Here is a 16,965-nt window from a genome sequence, read left to right as displayed (position 1 = left end):
CCGGTGCTGGTGCTGCTGGCGCTTCCGATAGCTTCGTTCACGGCGCTCTCTGCCTTGCAGATCGCGGGCGTGCTGGTGCTGATCGCAGCCGGCCATGCCGTCCTGCTTCATGGCGAGCACCGGCGCCGCCTGGCGACGCCGGTGCTCGCGGCCCCACCGCAGGCTTATTGGCGGGCCGTGTGGTGCTTTTCCATCTTGTCAATCGTGGGATGCTGGCTGGTTGCGAGGGAGCAGGCTTCGATCCTCGGCGACAGCTCATTCGAGAATCTCCAGGAACGCTATGTGGCGATGGTGCAGGCATCGCTCGAAGGCAATTCCAGTTCGTCGATCCTGTCGAGCATCGGCAACCTGGTCCGCTCATTCTTCTTCGTCGCCCTGGTGGCTTTCGTCGCCTACACGCGAACCAGCGCTGCGCGCTGGAAGAAGTTGATCGCCGCCGCGCTGATCGGCCTGGCCTTGGCAGAGAACTTCCAGTTGAACGTCAGCCGCCTGCAGTTCATCTTCTACATCATCTGCCTTGCCATTGCTGCACACATCGTCGCGCATCCCTGGCTGAAGAAGAAGTGGCCGATCGTGACCGTGGCCGGCCTGCTGTCGATCTTCATGGTCATCACGACCAACCAGCGATTCACGGCATCTTTCGGCGACGACTCCGTCGCGGCCGACTACATCGCGCGGCTGTTCGGCGTCCAGATACTTCCACTCGGCAGCCATGTAATCGACCAGCTCGGCGTGGCGGTCTTCACCTTGTCGATCTACCTGTCGCAAAGCGTTGCGGAACTGATCCGCCTGATCGCGGACAACCCAAGCCCATACGCTCTGGGCAGGCATTCCCTCTTTCTCGTGATATCGCCCGTTCTGCGACTCATCGGATTTCCGCTGACTCCGGGCGCCGACGCGCCCCTGACCAATCAGGGCTTGTGGTGGGGCTTCATGGGTGACCTCTACATCGACTTCGGGATCCTGTTCCCTGTCGCGTTCCTGCTGGTCATGTGGCTGATGGCCAGGACGGCGATCCGCTTCGGCACCGGCCCCGTGTACGGGTTGACCTTGAGGTGCCTGACTGCCGGCATGCTGTTCGTGGTGCCCTACACCGGCATCTTCAACACCTACGCAGTGAGCTATTTCGGAATTCTTGCCCTGGCGGCATGGGAGCGGAAATGCCGCCGCAAGCCGCGGGTGAGCACCATCATTGGATCCCATGCAGCGCACAGCCCCCGTTAGAGTCGTCGGGCTCGACCTGCTGCGCGGCGCGTGCGCCGTGCTTGTCCTGCTCTACCACGTCACGCTGTGGAAAGGGCTGGGAGAGCACCACACATGGGGCCTCTTCGGCGTCTACATCTTCTTCGTGCTGAGCGGGGCCAGCCTGACCATCGCATACCGCGACAAGTTCGATGAGGGGTATCCGCTCACTGCCTTCATCCTGTTGCGCTTCGCGCGCCTGATGCCGCTCTTCCTGCTGGCCAGCGTCGTCATGCTGGTCCACAAGGTTCACGCCGAAGGACCGACCTCGCAGGCCTGGTGGGAAGGCCTCCTGTCGACGTCGCTGCTGTTCGGTCTGGGCAATCCAGGTGTCAACTCGATGGTCCTGGGGGGATGGTCGCTCGGCATCGAGTTCGTCTTCTATCTCGCCTTCCCGGTGCTGATGGCATTTGCCTTCTCACGCTCCCGATGGATCCTGGGAGCCGTCCTCTTTGCGCTGCAGGTCGCCTTCATCGAATTGACGCTGGCCCGAACGCCGGATTTCCGGTCGGCTTGGGCGTCGTACATCCAGCCGCAGGCCTTCGTCGCGTACTTCTTCGCGGGTTGCCTGATCGGGAGATTCGTGCTGGTGGGGGGCAGCATGCCACCGTGGCTGCGGTTCGCACTCGTCGCGGTCTGTGCACCGGCCATCGTCTCGCTCAGCGGCGAAACGGCAACCGCAACGCTGACGGGACCCAGGGGCGTCGTGCTGGCTCTCATGTCCATCGCGCTTGTCTTCGCTGCATCGCAGTTCCGGCCGACCGGGCCATGGACCCACAAGGTCTGCAACTGGTTCGGCGACATCAGCTACGGCACCTACCTTCTGCACCCGCTGGCGTTCATTGCGGTGTCGAAGCTGCTGCCGAACGCCAGCGCCGCAGTCACCATGGCGATCGTCCTTTTCATTGCGACCTTCTCTGCCTGGGGGTTGGAGCACTACTTCGAACGCCCCCTCAGGAATCGCGCAAGAACATTGATTGAACCAGCCAGAGTCCGTCCCATCTCATGATCACCCTTCTCTCCCCCCTCGCCTCCGCGAGTGAGCGCACGGCGCTGGCTCAGACGTTCTCGGCGGCAACGCCCTTCCAGCACGTCGTGATCGACAACGTGTTCCCGGAGAGCGTGCTCGACTCCGTGATCGAAGACTTCTCCCGCGTGCGTCACAACACGATCTACAACGAAGCGACGACCTTGCGCAAGCACACGTGCGATGAATGGAGCCGCTTTCCGCCAGCCACGTTCGAGATGATCTCGTACCTCAATTGCGGCGACTTCGTATCGTTCCTCAGCGACGTGACCGGCATCAAGGGGCTTGTCAGCGATCCATTCCTGATGGGCGGGGGCTTGCATGAAACGATGCCGGGCGGGTTCCTCAAGATGCACATCGACTTCAACTACCACCGCAGGCTGGAGCTCGACAGGCGAATCAACGTCATCCTGTTCCTGAACCGGGAGTGGCAGCCCGCCTGGGGCGGCGAACTGGTGCTGGCCGATCCGCAGATGAAGACCCAGGTGCCCGTTGCGCCCATCTTCAACCGCATGGTGATCTTCAACACCAACGACTTCTCCTTTCACGGCCAGCCCGATCCCCACGGTTTTCCGGAAGGCAACTCGCGCAAGAGCATTGCGATGTACTACTACTCGAACGGCCGGCCGGCGCACGAGACCACGTCGGCCAAGATCGGTACTACGTACAAGGCGCGCCACACCGGAGACTTGCCGCTGCGCGAGCGGCTCAAGGAAGCCGCTCGCCTGCTGGCGGGTTCGAAGCGCGCGCGGTGATGGTTGTGCTGGCTTGACGGGTCAAATGAAGAAGATCCTGATCTTCGCGTGCCGGCGCGGCCGGACCCGCGACCTGCCGCTGCTGCGCGCCGGCGCGCGCGCCGCGGGTTTCCGCTTCGTGCTGGTGCTGGTGCCGTTCGCCTGGCCGGTCCTGCTGCTGGCCGCCATCGCCCGCTGGATGGGTGTCGAGGTGTCCGTGGTGATCAGCGACCGGTTCGCCGGTGACCCCTGGCTCGCGCGCCTGCTCGGGCCGGATGCCGCGCGCATGCTGTGGAACTACGCGGATGAATTCCCGCGCGCATTGCAGATGGCCCCGCAGAAGCGCGTGTGCTTCTTCGAGGACACGCAGCACCCGGTGCAGTTGTTTCGCTTCGCGCCGCAGCTTCACCTTCGATCGCCAAACCCCCAGGCACGCCGGCAGGTGCTGTTCATCGGCGACGTCACCAACAGCAGCTCGCTGCCCGGTGGAGCTGACTGGTGGGAGGAGCGCTTCGCGGCCCTGCGCGCCAAGCACGGCCACGGCTTCTACCTGACGCAGGACTACCGCGACCTGCTGGCCGCCCACACCGGCTCGGCCGGCGAGCGGCGGCTGGCCCACGTGCTCTGCAAGAACCTGCTGCGGCTGTGGATCGCCCAATCGGTCAGCCTCGCCTTCGGCGACCGGCTGCAGCTGGTCGGCCCGAACTGGGGACGCTTCGGCCTCGCTTCGCAACCGGCGGCGTACTCGCTGCAGGCCCGCCTCGACCTGTACGAATCAGCGGCCGTGAATCTCGATTGCGGTTCGAAATCCGGCGACGCCGCGCTCTACCCGCGTTCCAGCGAAATCATCAGCTATGCCGGCGCGCCGGTGCAGGTGGTGTGCGCCGACAGCGCGCTGGTGTTCGGCGCGCGGATCGACGAGTTCGTCTTCGCGGACGAGCACACGCTGCACACCCTGCTGGAACAGCGCCTGGCCGAGCCCGAGGCACAGCGGCTTGAGCGCGCCGAATGGCTGGCGCAGCACCTGGAGCGCCATCAGCTGACGATGGCTGATTCATTCCGGCATCTGTGGGCTCCTTCGCCATCGCGCCCCGTCCCGGCGCCCGACGCGCCGACGCATCGTCGCTAGCCGTTCCATGCTGCGCATCTTTGCATCCGGCCTCGCCGCCAACGGGGTGTTCGTCGCCTCGGGACTGCTCAAGCAGTACTTCGTCGCCAGCTCGCTGTCGGTGGCCAACTTCGGCCTCTACGGATCGCTCGTTGCGCTGGCCTCGCTGCTGCTGGTGCTGGTGCCGTTTCCCGCGTACCTGAGCGTGATGATCAAAGGCTTCTCGGCGCCGGCCTCTGCTTTCGGCACGCGCAAGCGACTGATCGCTTCCTCGCGGACCGAGTTGCTGGTGTTGTCGATCGTCGCCGGGGCCGTGTGCTTGCTCTTGGCGCTGTATGCCTTGCTGGTCGACACGCCGGATCCCCGCCTGTGGATGCTGTTGCCACTCTTCGTCGTGCAGTACGCGACCGCCTGCCTGGACCTGCTGCTGCGGATGCAGCGGGCGCACAGTCGGCTGGCGGTCTTCATGATGGTCCGCAACCTGCCTTCGGTGCTGATGCTGATGCTGCTGCACCCGGCAGCGCCGCTGCAGGTGGTCGGGATCGATTTCGCGGCCGCGGTGCTCGTCACGGGATTCTTCCTGCACTCCAGGGAACTGCGCATCCGCCACGTCCTGCGGCTGCGCTGGCCGCGCAAGCGCCTGGACACGGAGCAGCTCACGCTCTGGCTCGCCCGCCTCGTCCAGTTCGGCAATTCGTCGCTTCTTCGGCTGCTCGTGCCGCTCGCGTACGGCCTGCACGACACCGGCTTGTTCTTCTTCGCGCTGATCGCCCAGCTCCCCTGCTCACTGTTCCTGTCGGTGACCACGCAACTGTTCGGGCATGCGCTCGCGCGCGTGAAACCGGGCGAGTGGCGCCTGCTGCTCCAGACACAGGCGTGGTTCGCACTGCCGAACATCGGCTATGCGCTGGCCGCGGTGCTGCTGCTGCCCTACTGGGACCTGGCCATTTCGTTCGTGCCGTCGCTCGCGAAGTACGCCGATGCGGCGCCGCTGGTGCTAGCGGTCGTCGTCTACAGTACGGTCCTTGCCAGCGATTGCCAGGAATATCTTCTGAGGGCGCGGGGCCTTTCCCGCATCCTCCTGGCCTTTTCCGGCACTTCGCTGCTCCTGCAAGGGGCCGTCGTAGGACTGGCATCCTGGCTGTCCATGAGCCTGGTGAGCACCTTGTACACCTGCGCCGCAGTACAGGCACTCACGCTGGCAGCCTTCAGCACGTATTCATTCCACCGAGTCATCGGTCGCATTGCATGGGAGTCGGGTTCTTGAAAGTCGTCATCACCGGTGGGTTGGGTTTCATTGGCCAGAAACTGGCGCGGCGGCTCATCGCCGAAGGCCACGGGGTCACGTTGATCGATGCGATCACGCCGCAGATCCACGGCGATCTGCCGCAGGTCGGCGCGCCCGACGGCGCGCTCGTGGTACGCGCCGACGTGCGCGAGCTCGCCCACCGCAGCGACCTGTTCGACGGCAGCGATGCCGTCTACCACCTGGCCGCCGAGACAGGCACCGCGCAGTCGATGTACCAGATCCAGCAGTACGTGAGCGTCAACGACCTCGGCACTGCAGCCGTGCTGGAAGCGATCTCACGCTGCGCCCGGCGGCCGCGCCAGATGGTGCTGGCCTCCAGCCGCAGCGTCTATGGCGAAGGCGCCTACGAAGACGCGTCGCGCCCCGGCGAGCGGGTGCTGCCCGCGGCCCGCACCGCGGCCCAGCTGGCCGGCGGCCAATGGAACCCGACCGCCTCGGGCGGTGGCTTGTTGACCGCAATCGCCACCCCCGAGTCGTCACCGTTCTCGCCCGGCTCGGTGTACGCCGCCACCAAGGCCGCGCAGGAACTGCTGGTGAGCTCGGCCGCGGCCAGCCTGGGCGTGCGCAGCACCATCCTGCGCTTCCAGAACGTCTTCGGCGAAGGTCAGTCGCTGCGCAATCCGTACACCGGCATCATCTCGATCTTCTTCAACCGCGCCCGGCAGAACCTTGAGATCCCCATCTACGAGGACGGCGAGGAATCGCGCGACTTCGTCCACGTGGACGACGTGATCGAGGCGCTGTGTCGCGTGCTGCAGGCCGAGCTGCCGGCCGGCACCACGCTCAACGTGGGCAGCGGCGTGGCCACCTCGGTGAGCACGCTGGCCCGCACGCTGCTCGAGGTGTCCAGGCTCGCAGTGCCGGTGCGCGTGACGGGGCAATACCGGGTGGGCGACATCCGGCATTGCTTCGCCGACCTGTCGCGCGCACGGGCGCTGCTCGGCTTCGAACCACGGCTGTCGCTGAGCGACGGCCTGCAGCGTTTCGTCGACTGGGCGCGCACGCAACCCGTCTACGAAGACCAGTCGGCCCGCGCCACCGACGAACTGAAGAAGATGGGCCTGACGAACGCGTCGCGCTGATCCATGGACCCGATCGACACCTCCCGCCTGTCGGGGTTGCTGCAAAGCGACCTCGAACGCTACTTCTTCTACAACGGGCAAGCCGGCAGGATCCCGCGCAAGCGCGACCTCTGGCGCAATTTCCTGATCCCGCGCTGCGCGCCGGTGGCGATCTACCGGCTGTCGAGCGCGTGCCAGAAGAAAAACTGGAACGGCAGCGCCAAGCTGTTGACCTGGCTCAACTTCTACCTGCACGGCGTCGAGATCAGCTCGCGCTGCGACATCGGTCCCTACTTCTACATGCCGCACGCGAACGGCGCCGTCATCGGCGCCACGTCGATCGGCAGCCATGCCGTGATCTACCACCAGGCCACCCTCGGCGCCAAGACCATCGAGTACGCCGACGACGGTCGCCCGCGCGTGGGAGACCGCGTGCTCATCGGCTCCGGCGCCAAGGTGCTGGGCGGCATCACCATCGAAAACGACTGCCGCATCGGCGCCAACAGCATCGTCATGACCAACCTGCCGCAGGGTTCGCTCGCCGTCAGCCCGCAGGCCCAGATCATCCGTACAGGAGCACTCTGATGTTTTCCATCTCCACGCCATCAGGCGACAAGATCAGCATCCCGGCCTCCGCCGGGGAAGACAATCCGTACTTCCGGCCCGACCAGCTGGCCGAGGCCGCGAGCTACTTCCATGACCAGGGCTACGTCGTCATCCGCGGCGGCGCCCCGGCCGAATTGTGCGACCAAGCCCGCGCGGCCTTCGCGGGCCAGATCAAGAAGTACCCGGATTTCCTCTACCGCCAGACCGGCGGCAACCCCGAGCGGAACCGCTTCAACGACCGCTCGTTCGTGATGAACCCGATCCTGAACGTGCAGGACGTTCCCACCGCGACGCTCGGCGACTTCCGCAAGAAGGCTCTCAAGACCATCTGCAACGACCAGGTCAAGGCCTTCCTGCGCACGCTGTTCGGCGAAGACCCGAAGCTCGTGCAGTCGATGTATTTCGAAGGCAACTCGCAGACCTGGCCGCACCAGGACACCTACTACCTCGACAGCGAGAAGATCGGCACCATGGTGGCCGCCTGGTATGCCGTCGAGGACATCCAGCCCGGTGCCGGCCGCTTCTTCGTCTACCCGAAGAGCCACCTGATCGATCTCGCCAAGAACGGCGGCGACTTCGACGTCGCGTTCAACCATGACCGCTACAAGAAGCTGATCGTCGAGATCATCCGCGACCATCGGCTCGAATGTCGCGCGCCCGCGCTGCAGAAAGGCGACGTGCTGTTCTGGCATGCGCGCACCATCCACGGCAGCCTGGAGACGCTGCAGCCCGATTTCAGCCGCTCGTCGCTGACGGCGCACTTCATCCCGTCCTCGCACCGCTTCCTTCAGTTCCAGTCGCGCATCAAGCCGTTGAAGAACACCGATTTCGAAGGCTGGTCGGTGCACCACCCGAAGTCGCTCGACAGGCTGCGCAACCGCGCCATCCTGTTCTTCGAAACCAGCTTCCCGAAGTCGTTCCAGCGCGCCAAGTGGCTGACGGTCAAGCTGCTGGTCACCAAGTGATCAGGCAGGGAGAGGGGGCATGAAGCGCCTCGACGGCCAGCGCGTCCTCCTGGTCGCGCCGCGCTTCTTCGGCTACGACAAGGACATCGGCGGCGAGATCTCGCGGCGTGGCGCGCAGGTCGACCTGCTGCCCGATCGGCCCTTCGATACACCGCTGATGACGGCACTGACGCGCCTGAGCCCGGCCCGCGTGCTGCCCGCCGCCGACCGGCTGTACGAGCGCCTGCTCGCCGGCTTCGGTGCGCGCCACTACGACACGATCCTGGTCGTCAACGGGCAGACGCTGTCACCAGTGACGCTGCGCCTGCTCCGCAGCCGCTTCCCGACGGCACGCCGCGTGCTGTACATGTGGGATTCAGTCGACAACCGCCGCGGCGTCATCGACAACCTGCGGTTCTACGACGACACCTTCAGCTTCGATCCGGCCAGTGCCCGGCAATACGGCATGCGCCTGCGGCCGCTCTTCTTCTCGAGCGGCTTCGAGCGCCCGCCGGCCGGCGGCTTCGAACACCACATCAGCTTCGTCGGCACGGCGCACACCGACCGTTTCGCCGTCATCGACCGCCTGCGCCAGACCCTGCCGGCCGGCCTGAACGCGTACTGGTACCTCTACCTGCAGGCCCCGTGGGTCTACCATGCCTACCGGCTGTCGAAGCCGGCCATGCGCCGCTCGAAGCGCGACGACTTCCGCTTCGCCCCGCTGGACAAGGCCACGCTGCAGTCGGTGTTCTCGCGCTCGCTGTCGGTGCTCGACATCGAGCACCCGCGCCAGCGCGGGCTGACCATGCGCACCTTCGAGACCATGGGATCGCACAAGAAGCTCATCACCACCAACGCGCAGGTGCGCGACTACGACTTCTACCGCCCCGAGAACATCTGCGTGATCGACCGTGCGGCACCACGCGTGCCTGCCGGCTTCTTCGAGTCGCCGTTCGTGCCGGTGGGCGAAGCCTTGTACCGCCGCTACAGCCTCGCTGGATGGGTCGACGAGGTGCTCGGCGACACGGCGCCAGCCGCCTCGGAGCAGGCCGCATGATCCGCCGCGCCCTCGTCACCGGAGCCAGCGGCTTCATCGGCACCCGCCTCGTCGACCGCCTGCTGCGCGACGGCATTCCGGTCGTCGCGCTGTCGCGGCGCGGCAGCCGCCGCCCGGGCCTGGCCGCGGACATCCGCGTGGCCGACTATGCCGATGCCGGCGCGCTGCAGGCGGCCTTCGCCGGTGCGCAGGTCGTCTTCCACCTCGCGGCGCGTGCGCACCAACTCGGCGAAGACACCGCGGCACCCTGCATCGACGAGCGCTACCGTGCCGCCAACGTCGACAGCGCCGTCGCCGTCGCGCAGGCAGCACGCGCGGCAGGCTTGCAGCGTGTCGTGCTGGTCAGCTCGATCGGCGTCAACGGCAACGCGACCAGCGGCCGACCGTTCAGCGCCGACGACCGGCCGAACCCGATCGAGCCGTACGCGAAGAGCAAGTGGCTGGCCGAGCAATCGGTGGCGCAGGCGCTGGCCGAAGGCCCGACCGACTACGTCATCCTGCGTCCCCCGCTGGTCTATGGTCCGGGCTGCCCGGGCAACTTCCTGAAGCTGATGAACCTGGCCGCGCGCGCTCCGCTGCTGCCGCTGGGCGGGTTGCATGCGCCCCGCACCCTGATCGGCGTCGACAACCTGGTGGACGCCCTGCTCGTGGCGGGCGCACACCCGCAGGCATCGCGGCGCACCTTCCTGGTCGGCGACGCCCGCGACACCGACGTCGGCGAGATCCTGCGGACGCTGGTGCGAGGCTGCGGACGTTCGTCGCGCGCCGTGGTCGACGTCCCGGTGTCCTGGCTCGCTGCGCTCGCCCGCATCGCCGGCAAGGCCGACACCTGGAACAAGCTGGCTGCCAGCCTGCAGGTGGACGGCAGCGAGTTCCAGCGGGCGACCGGCTGGCAGGCCCCGCAAGACCCCGTCGACGGCCTGCTGGAAGCCGCCCGCCACCACCGGACGAACCATCGCGACTCCTCCTCTCCATGAACGCCACKATCCTCCTCTGTTTCGCGCTGGCCGGCGGCCTGGTCGCCTGGGGGCTCACTGCGGCCGTCAGGCGCTATGCGCTGGCGTCGCAGCTGCTTGACCTGCCCAATGAGCGCAGCTCGCACCAGGTGGCCACGCCACGCGGCGGCGGCGTCGCGATCGTGACGTCGTTCCTGGCCCTCACCGTCATCGCCTGGCTGCTCGGCATGATCGACGCGCGCTTCTTCGCGGCGATCGTCGGCGCCGGCACGCTGGTGTCGGTGCTGGGCTTCGTCGACGACCGCTCGCACCTGCCGGCCCGCTGGCGCTTCCTCGGGCATGCCGCGGCAGCCGCCTGGATCCTCGCGTGGATGGGCGGCATCCCGCCGGTGCCGGTGTTCGGTACCCGCATCGACCTCGGCATCGCCGGGCTGGTCGTCGCCGGGGCCTACTTGGTCTGGTCGACCAACCTGTTCAACTTCATGGACGGCATCGACGGCATCGCCAGCATCGAAGCCATCACCGTGATGGTGGCCGCAGGTGTCCTGTGGATGCTGTACGCCCCGGGTTCCGGTGGACCGGTGCCAATCCTGCTCGCAGCCTGCGTCGGCGGCTTCCTGGTCTGGAACTACCCGCCCGCCCGCATCTTCATGGGAGATGCCGGCAGCGGCTTCCTCGGCATCATGGTCGGGCTGCTGTCGCTGTGGTGCGGCCACATCCTGCCGCACCTCTTCTGGAGCTGGTTCATCCTGTACGGCGTGTTCATGGTCGATGCGACGGTGACGCTGGTTCGCCGTGTCAACCGGCGTCAGCCCTTCTACCAGGCGCACCGCAGCCACGCCTACCAGTACGCGTCACGCCGCCTGCGGTCGCACCGCAACGTGTCGCTGGCGATCGGGGCTATCAACTTGGCATGGTTGCTGCCGCTGGCCTGGCTGGTCGCCGAAGGGCGGCTGGACGGCGTAGCCGGCGTGGTCATCGCCTATGCCCCCCTTGCCTGGCTGGCCTTCAAGTTCAAGGCCGGCGACGCCGCGGCGCAGGATGGCGCCGCAACCCCGCACCGGAGCTGAGCCCATGTTGCGATCCGCCCTCGGGCATTACCTGTCCCAGCTGCCGCCACGCGCCAAGCTGGCGCTGATGATCGGCGGCGACGCCTTGTTCCTGCCACTGTGCGTGATGGCATCGGTGGCGTTCCGGCTCGGCTCGCTCGGCAATGCACTGCAGACCTCGCTCGACATCCAAGTCATCCTGGGCCTGCTGACCCTGCCGGTGCTCGGCGTGGCAGGCCTGTACCGAACCGTGGTGCGCTACATCGACGTGCGCGTGGTCGCCGCCGCCAGCGGATCGCTCGCGATCGTCGTGCTGATGGTGTTCCTGCTGGCGCTCGCGCTGAACGTCCACGTGCTGCCGCGTTCGTCGCTGCTGATCTACTGGTTCGTCGCGTTCACGTACGTGATCACCTCGCGCTTCATCGCGCGCCAGCTGCTGCGCCAGGGCCTGAAGCGGGCCGGGCTGCCGCGCCTGCACACCGCGATCTACGGGGCTGGCGACGCCGGAGCGCAGCTCGCGCAGGCCATGCAGTTCAGCACCGAGTACAAGGCAGTGTGCTTTCTGGACGACCGGCCCGATCTGCACCGCAAGACGGTTGCCGGGTTGAAGGTCTACGCGCCGGAAGACCTCGCACGGGCGATCGAGCGGCACGACGTCGCGCAGATCGTGCTGGCCATCCCGTCGGCGACGATGCAGCGCAAGCGCGAGATCATCGAAAGCCTCGAGAAGGCCGGCCTGCCCATCAAGCTGCTGCCCGGCCTGGTCGACATGGTCAACGGCCGCGCCGACGTCTCTGACATCCGCGAGGTCGACGTCGCCGACCTGCTCGGGCGCGATCCGGTGCCGCCGCAGGCGGCGCTGTTCGCCCGCAACATCTCAGGCAAGGTGGTGCTGGTCACCGGGGCCGGCGGCTCGATCGGCGGCGAGCTGTGCCGCCAGATCGCGTCGCAGAACCCGAGCCGCCTGCTGCTGCTGGACCATTCCGAATTTGCGCTCTACTCGATCGACCAGGAACTTCGGCAGCTGCATCCTTCGATCGACATCGTCGCGTGCCTGGGCTCGGTCCTCGACGAAACGCTGTTGTCCCGGCTGCTGCGCGAGCACGGGGTGCAGACGATCTACCACGCGGCCGCCTACAAGCACGTGCCGCTGGTCGAAAGCAACATCCAGCAGGGCCTGCGCAACAACATCGTCGGCGCGCAGGTGCTGTCGCGCGCCGCGCTGTCGTCGCACGTCGAGACCTGCGTGCTGGTCTCGACTGACAAGGCCGTGCGTCCAACCAACGTAATGGGGGCGTCGAAGCGCGCGGCGGAACTGATCTTCCAGGCCGCGGCCCACCGCAGCGGCAGCACGACCTTCTCGATGGTCCGCTTCGGCAACGTGCTGGGCTCGTCCGGCTCGGTGGTGCCGCTGTTCAAGCGACAGATCCGCTCGGGCGGGCCCATCACCATCACCCATCCAGACATCATCCGCTACTTCATGCTGATCCCCGAGGCCGCGCAGCTGGTCATCCAGGCCGGGGCGATGGCGCGCGGCGGCGAGGTGTTCGTGCTCGACATGGGCGAGCCGGTGCGCATCGCCGACCTGGCCCGCTCGATGATCCGGCTGTCGGGCCTGACCGAACGCACCGAGACCCAGCCCGATGGCGACATCGAGGTCCGGTTCGTGGGCCTGCGCCCCGGCGAAAAGCTGTTCGAGGAGCTGCTCATCGGCAACGAGGTCGTCCCGAGCGGGCATCCGCGCATCATGTGCGCCCGCGAGCGCTACATCGATCCGATACTGCTCGACAAGATGATCGAATCGCTGAAGGTAGCCTGCGACAGCAACGACATCGACGGCATGCTGCGCCAGGTCCGCAACCTGGTGCCCGAGTACCGCTCGGCCGACGAAGTCAACCGCGAAGCGGCGGCCTCGCTTCAGGCACGCTGACCGCCGTCGCCATCCGGCGCGGGTTGCAGCGCACTGTGGCCGGGCACGGTGAGCACAGGCAGGCCCGTCTGCTTCGCCAGCGCAATGGCATGCTCGCGCTGCCCCTCGGTGGCACCCGGCATGGCCACGATGACATGGGTGGCGCCCGAGCAGATGTGCGGGCGCGTCACTTCCGACAACGAACCGAGGACGGGGATGCCGGCAATGCGCTGGCCCCGGTTGGCCGGATCGTCATCGAGCAACGCGAGGACGTACCACCCGTCGCGCAGGTGGATGCCGGCGATCAGACGGCGCGCGGCATCCCCCGCCCCCATCACGACGGCGCGGCGCTGCTCGGTGCCGGCGCCGTTCACGCGCGCCCGCGCGTGTTCGCCGATCCCCCGATAGCTCATGCGCACCAAGCTGAGCGCCACCACGGTGAACAGCGGATGCAGCAGCAAGACCGCCCGCGCGACGGCACTCAGTTGCGCCATCAACACGACCACGGCGCTGCCCATGCCCGCCAGCATGCAGGCGGCCAGGATCCGCTTGAAGTCATCGAAGCCGAAGAATCGCCACAGGCCGCGGCGCGCACCTGTCAGGCCCAGGCAGGCCAGGTAGGCCAGCACGACGCCAAAGGAGACATAGTCGTCGTACCAGGGCCGCCCGGGCTGCCAGCGCTCGAAGCCCAGCCGGAACAGATAAGTCGCATGCCAGCACGCCAGGATGACGACCGCGTCGACCGCAGTGGCCACCCAGGCGCGCCTGGGATCGAGGGTCGACATCGCTTCATCGAGCCACACCCACAGTTTGCTGTCGTTCATGGGAAGAAATCTCCTCGTTGAGGACAAGGGGGGCAGGAACACCGTGCTCAGCGTGAGCCCCAGCACGCGCAGGTCATGGCCGACGTTGGCGTTGTCCACGTACTCCAGCGCATATTGCAGCTTCGACGGCAGGATCACCTCCAGGTACTGCCGTTCCGGGTCGCGCGCCTGCGTCAGCAGGTCGTTCTCGTTGCGGTAGTGCAGCGAGGCCATGTCGGTGATGCCCGGGCGCACGCTCAGCACGCGTTCGCGCGTGGCGGGCGGGTAGTGCTCGACGTAGCGCGGCACCTCGGGTCGGGGCCCCACCAGGCTCATCGTGCCGCGCAGCACGTCGATCAGCTGCGGCAGCTCGTCCAGCTTGTACTGGCGCAGGAACCCGCCCGTCCGGGTGATGCGGGCATCGCCGGCAACCGTCAGCTGCGGCCCGACGGGATGTTCGGCATGCGTCATGGTCCGGAACTTGAAGATCCGGAAGTGGCGGCCGTACCGACCCACCCGCACCTGGCGGAAGAACACTGGGCCGGGCGAGTCGAGCTTGATGCAGGCCGCCGCCAGCAGCAGCAGCGGCGAGAGGAGCAGCAGGCCCAGCGCCGCCGCGACGATGTCCAGCCCCCGCTTCAGCACAGGGCTCAGCCGAGCGCGTCGGCCACCGCCGCGATCACACGCTGGGTGTCCGATCCGGTCATCTTCGGATAGATCGGCAGGCTGACCAGGCGCTCGTAGGCGTGCTGGCTTCTCGGGAACTGTTCCGGCCGCAGGCCGTAGCGGTCGCGCCAGTAGGGTTGCAGGTGCAGCGGGATGTAGTGCACGCTGCAGCCGATGCCGGCCGCGAACATGCGCTCGATGAAGGTATCGCGCTGCAGCGGCGCCGCATCGGTGAGACGCACCACGTAGAGGTGCCAGGCGTGAATTTCACCGGCAGCCGCCGCCGGGGGCAGCAGCAGCGGCAAGCCGGCGAGGCCCGTGTTGTAGTGCTCGGCAATGGCGGCGCGGCGCTGCTGGAATTCATGCGCCCGCTTCAGCTGCTGCAAGCCGAGCGCCGCCGCCAGGTCGGTCAGGTTGTACTTGAAGCCGGGCGCGACGATCTCGTAGTACCAGCTCGGCACGCTCGCGGTGAAGCGGTCGTAGGCGTCGCGGCTCATGCCGTGCAGGCGCATCACCTGGATGCGCTTGGCCAGGGCGGCATCGCGCGTCACCACCATCCCGCCCTCGCCGGTCGTGATGGTCTTGTTGGCGTAGAAGCTGAAGACGGTCAGGTCGGAGTCGAGCGTTCCGACCAAACGGCCCGCCGACGTCGTCGGCAGCGCATGCGCCGCGTCCTCCACCACCTTGAGCCCGTGCCGCCGCGCCAGCGCCAGCAGTGCGGGCATGTCGGCCGCCAGCCCGCCGTAGTGGACTGGGATCACGGCCTTGGTCCTGGGCGTGATGGCCCGTTCGACCGCTTCGACATCGATGCACATCGTGGTCGGGTCGAGGTCGACGAGGATGACGTCGGCGCCGAGGTAGCGCACGACCTCGGCCGTCGCGGTGAAGGTGTGGGTGGTGGTGATGACTTCGTCGCCCGGGCCGATGCCCAGGGCCTCGAGCGCCAGGTGCAGACCGGCTGTCGCCGAATTCACCGCCATCGCATGCAGGCCGGGGTCACCGAGAAAGTCGCGGAAGGCCTCCTCGAAGCGCTTCGTCTTCGGTCCGGTGGTCACCCAGCCCGAGCGCAGCGTGTCAACGACCTCGGCGATCTCCGCCTCCCCGATCTCGGGCAGCGCGAAGGGCAGGAAAGGCAAGGGGCTGGAGGACTTCATGTCAAGCGGTTCAGCAAGGGGCGTGGAGAGGCGCGGCACGGCAGTTTAGGGCCAGCGGGTCCCCGGCAGGCTCACATGACCTGGGGGCAGGTGACTGAACGCTTCAATGCGACAGTCGTGATCGATCACGACGCCGACGTCGACGATCACGCCCCGCCCCAGATGCGAGCCGCTTTCGACCACCGCCCCCGCGGCAACGAGCACCCCCGGTTCCAGGACTGCATCAGGTGCCACGCAGGCGCGGGGATGCACGATGGCCGGAAACTGCCAGCCGCACGACTGGTAGCGGTCCATCAGGCGTTGCCGGGCCTCGGCGCGGCCGACACCGATGAAGAGATTACCGGGCGGATGTCGCTCGAGATCGCTGCCGGCGATCACCGGAATCCCGGGAACCGGACTTGCGGCATGTGGCGCATCGTCGGCAAAGGTCCAGACATCGCCTCCGCCGGACCGCCAGCAATGGAATACCTTGCGGGCATGCGCGCCCGTGCCAAAGATCACCAGCAGCGCAGAATGGTTCATGGCGCAGGGCCTTGCTTGGCGATCCAGGCGAGCAGGTGGGTCCGCAGCGCCGGAACGGCATTGAAAAACGTGTAGAGCGCGGGGTGCAGCGGCGCGACCGCGCGAGCCAGCGGCGGTGCCAGCGTGACGCGTCGCGCCAGCAGATGGCCCTCTGGAAACAATGCCCGCACGCGCCGCAGAGGAACGCCGCGAACGTCGGCATTGCGCGGGTTGTCGACGGTGAAGTCATACCAGAGGACCGCGCCCCCCGGCTTGACCCAGCGCCACATCGCATCGGCCAGCCGCTGCTGGAACGCGTCGTCCAGCAGCGAAGAGAATACCGTGGCCACGAACACCACGTCCTGCGACGCGTCAGCGATCGGTGCCTGCAGCGCGTCCCCTTCGTACAGCGCCAGCGCCGCCGGCAGGCAGTGGCGTGCCTGCGCCACTCGCTCGGGCAGCAGTTCGATGCCGCTCAGGTGTTCGGGCGAGAAACCCAGCCGCAGCAGCTCCAGCAGGTTGCCGCCCTGCCCGCAGCCGACCTCCAGCAGCCGCAGCGCCGACAGGTCGGTGATGCCGTGCCGCGCGAACAGCCCCAGCATCGCGCGCTGCCGCTCGTGCACCATCTGCCACACCTCGGGCCGCAGCAGGCTGTAGCGGTCGCCGACCTGGCGGCGCGCGTAGCGCTGCGCGACCTTGTCAGGTTCATGGGTCATGCAGGCCTCCCCGCCAGCGCCTCGATGAAACGTTGCGCCAGCACCGGGTAGCTGTGGTTCGCCATGACGAACTGCCGCCCGCGCTCGCCCATCGCGCGCCGCGCCGCGCGGCCCGCCGACACC

General features: G+C 67.2%; 16 protein-coding genes and 1 pseudogene. 12 read left to right on the top strand and 5 right to left on the bottom strand.

What is annotated here, in order from left to right:
* Positions 1–3 precede the first annotated feature (3 nt).
* From AC1DXV_RS04065 to AC1DXV_RS04010, 12 genes are read left to right on the top strand one after another with little or no spacing between them, the layout of a single operon-like run.
* A complete protein-coding gene (locus AC1DXV_RS04065) occupies positions 4–1,224 on the top strand; it encodes a hypothetical protein (protein WP_477865219.1) in 1,221 nt (406 codons plus the stop codon).
* Complete coding sequence (locus AC1DXV_RS04060; RefSeq protein ID WP_477932592.1) at positions 1,202–2,251, top strand: acyltransferase family protein; 1,050 nt, start codon at positions 1,202–1,204, stop codon at positions 2,249–2,251. The genes AC1DXV_RS04065 and AC1DXV_RS04060 overlap by 23 nt, the downstream gene beginning before the upstream one ends.
* Complete coding sequence (locus AC1DXV_RS04055) at positions 2,248–3,024, top strand: 2OG-Fe(II) oxygenase (protein WP_477874467.1); 777 nt, start codon at positions 2,248–2,250, stop codon at positions 3,022–3,024. Before AC1DXV_RS04060 ends, AC1DXV_RS04055 begins: the two co-directional genes overlap by 4 nt.
* A gap of 25 nt (positions 3,025–3,049) precedes the next feature.
* Positions 3,050–4,132: a hypothetical protein gene (locus AC1DXV_RS04050; protein ID WP_477932590.1), complete on the top strand. Its 1,083-nt coding sequence runs from the start codon at positions 3,050–3,052 to the stop codon at positions 4,130–4,132.
* A gap of 7 nt (positions 4,133–4,139) precedes the next feature.
* Positions 4,140–5,378 carry a hypothetical protein gene (locus tag AC1DXV_RS04045; RefSeq protein ID WP_477872382.1) on the top strand — a complete coding sequence of 413 codons (1,239 nt, stop codon included), beginning with the start codon at positions 4,140–4,142 and terminating at the stop codon, positions 5,376–5,378.
* Positions 5,375–6,502: an NAD-dependent epimerase/dehydratase family protein gene (locus tag AC1DXV_RS04040; protein WP_477932588.1), complete on the top strand. Its 1,128-nt coding sequence runs from the start codon at positions 5,375–5,377 to the stop codon at positions 6,500–6,502. The genes AC1DXV_RS04045 and AC1DXV_RS04040 overlap by 4 nt, the downstream gene beginning before the upstream one ends.
* Positions 6,503–6,505: 3 nt before the next feature.
* Positions 6,506–7,066, top strand: coding sequence for a serine O-acetyltransferase (locus AC1DXV_RS04035; RefSeq protein ID WP_477865948.1), 561 nt, complete (start codon positions 6,506–6,508; stop codon positions 7,064–7,066).
* Positions 7,066–8,052: a phytanoyl-CoA dioxygenase family protein gene (locus AC1DXV_RS04030; RefSeq protein ID WP_477865949.1), complete on the top strand. Its 987-nt coding sequence runs from the start codon at positions 7,066–7,068 to the stop codon at positions 8,050–8,052. The genes AC1DXV_RS04035 and AC1DXV_RS04030 overlap by 1 nt, the downstream gene beginning before the upstream one ends.
* 19 nt (positions 8,053–8,071) lie before the next feature.
* Complete coding sequence (locus AC1DXV_RS04025) at positions 8,072–9,088, top strand: WaaS/CpsH family glycosyltransferase (RefSeq protein ID WP_477865950.1); 1,017 nt, start codon at positions 8,072–8,074, stop codon at positions 9,086–9,088.
* The gene (locus AC1DXV_RS04020) at positions 9,085–10,065 is read left to right on the top strand and encodes an NAD-dependent epimerase/dehydratase family protein (protein ID WP_477865951.1); all 981 of its coding nucleotides are present in this window, start codon (positions 9,085–9,087) and stop codon (positions 10,063–10,065) included. Before AC1DXV_RS04025 ends, AC1DXV_RS04020 begins: the two co-directional genes overlap by 4 nt.
* Positions 10,062–11,114: an MraY family glycosyltransferase gene (locus AC1DXV_RS04015; RefSeq protein WP_477865952.1), complete on the top strand. Its 1,053-nt coding sequence runs from the start codon at positions 10,062–10,064 to the stop codon at positions 11,112–11,114. Before AC1DXV_RS04020 ends, AC1DXV_RS04015 begins: the two co-directional genes overlap by 4 nt.
* A 4-nt stretch (positions 11,115–11,118) precedes the next feature.
* Positions 11,119–13,023, top strand: a complete 1,905-nt coding sequence (locus AC1DXV_RS04010; protein ID WP_477865953.1) for a polysaccharide biosynthesis protein — start codon at positions 11,119–11,121, stop codon at positions 13,021–13,023.
* On the opposite strand, the gene AC1DXV_RS04005 is transcribed toward AC1DXV_RS04010, so the two are convergent.
* The 5 genes and pseudogenes from AC1DXV_RS04005 to AC1DXV_RS03985 all read right to left on the bottom strand — a co-directional run bounded on the left by AC1DXV_RS04005 (position 13,011) and on the right by AC1DXV_RS03985 (position 16,842).
* A complete protein-coding gene (locus AC1DXV_RS04005) occupies positions 13,011–13,787 on the bottom strand; it encodes a nucleoside-diphosphate sugar epimerase/dehydratase (protein ID WP_477932615.1) in 777 nt (258 codons plus the stop codon). The genes AC1DXV_RS04010 and AC1DXV_RS04005 overlap by 13 nt on opposite strands.
* A 78-nt stretch (positions 13,788–13,865) precedes the next feature.
* Positions 13,866–14,450: pseudogene (locus AC1DXV_RS04000) on the bottom strand (sugar transferase); the annotation flags it as partial.
* 5 nt (positions 14,451–14,455) lie between these two features.
* Positions 14,456–15,625, bottom strand: coding sequence for a DegT/DnrJ/EryC1/StrS family aminotransferase (locus AC1DXV_RS03995; protein ID WP_477932586.1), 1,170 nt, complete (start codon positions 15,623–15,625; stop codon positions 14,456–14,458).
* Positions 15,626–15,670: 45 nt separating this feature from the next.
* Entirely contained in the window at positions 15,671–16,147 is a 477-nt protein-coding gene (locus tag AC1DXV_RS03990; RefSeq protein ID WP_477932584.1) for a PglD-related sugar-binding protein, read from the bottom strand.
* On the bottom strand, positions 16,144–16,842 hold the full coding sequence (locus AC1DXV_RS03985; RefSeq protein WP_477874352.1) for a class I SAM-dependent methyltransferase: 699 nt from the start codon (positions 16,840–16,842) through the stop codon (positions 16,144–16,146). The genes AC1DXV_RS03990 and AC1DXV_RS03985 overlap by 4 nt, the downstream gene beginning before the upstream one ends.
* Between the last annotated feature and the right edge of the window lie 123 nt (positions 16,843–16,965).

It is taken from the genome of Rhizobacter sp. P3_C12 (assembly GCF_056402735.1).
This window is presented reverse-complemented; position numbering and strand designations above follow the sequence as displayed.